The 1092-nt window shown below is 69.9% G+C and carries 1 protein-coding gene and 1 pseudogene; both read right to left on the bottom strand.

The features are described 5' to 3' along the window. Positions 1 to 63: 63 nt before the first annotated feature. Positions 64 to 486 (bottom strand): annotated as a pseudogene (locus tag ACVNF4_RS36310) (ATP-binding protein); the annotation flags it as partial. A 237-nt stretch (positions 487 to 723) separates the two neighbouring features. After that, positions 724 to 1092, bottom strand: a 369-nt coding sequence (locus tag ACVNF4_RS36305) for a LuxR C-terminal-related transcriptional regulator (RefSeq protein ID WP_461807075.1), incomplete at its 5' end; no start/stop codon positions are given.

Genomic DNA, 1092 nt, shown 5'->3' with positions numbered 1-1092 from the left:
ATGTCGTGCTCCAGCAGGTAGAACACGGGCTTCCAGTACACGCCGGTGGCTTCCATGCCCACCAGGGTGATGCCCTCGGCGAGCAGCCAGTCCCGCATGGCCAGCAGCCCGCAGGGCGAGGCCGTCGCGCTGGAGGGTGGACTCGCCGCGCCCGGTGAGCGCCGATTCGAGCGCGGTGCGCTGGGCGGCGGGCAGGGTGCCGGCGATGTCGTCGAGGACCAGACCGAAGAGGTCGGCGAGGGCCAGGAACGGAAGGTGGGATTCGGACTCGGTCGCCGAGCAGCGCAGCACGGTGTGCGCGCTCTCGCCGTAATCCGCCGCCAAAGCGCGCAGGACCGTCGACTTTCCAATTCCGGCCGGTCCGTGGAGCAGCACGCTGCCGCCCCGCGCGAGCTGGTCGCGGGCCGACGTCCACAGCTCGTCCCTGCCGATGACCAGGTCGGGGCGGCATCGGGCAGACTCCTTGAAGTCCCGTCGCACGGTCACCGCTCCCCTCCGAGTGTCGTGTGCGGGGCAAATTCTAGGCAACGCCGCTTTGAAATTCGAAAGACAGGCATGGTGAGGGGGACAACAACGGGAAGCGCGCAGAAATTCGCTATCCGGCGATCCGAATGCCCCCTGGCCGCACGAGGCCCTGGAAGCGGCTCCGGCCAGCGCGAACCCTCCCGTCCGCCATGGTTCACACCGGCCACCCCTTCCCTGTCCGGAAACCGGTTCACCCACTCAGGGCAACAAGCCCGCCCTCCTGGCCGCCACGACCGCCTCGCCGCGTGTCCTGGCCGCCAGTTTCCGCATCGCCGAACGCAGGTAACCCTTGACCGTCTCGGGCATCAGTCCGAGCCGTTCGGCGGTCAGCGCGTTGGTCGCCCCGGCCGCCACGCAGGCCAGGACGTCCAACTCGCGCGGAGCGAGTGCGGTACCGCTTTCTACGGTTTCCGCCTGCTCCGTACTCAACGTCAACAGACCGCAGGCGGCAAGAAGTTCCGCCCGTAGTTGCGGGTCCGTGATCCGCGGGGCCAGCGCGCGCAGCGCCGCGTGCGCCTCCCGTACCTGCTCCCAGTGCGCCGCGTCCGCCTCGCGCCCCGCGTCCGG

The organism is Streptomyces sp. S6 (assembly GCF_054880855.1).
Note: the sequence above shows the minus strand (reverse complement) of the source record. Positions and strands in the feature narration are given on the sequence as shown.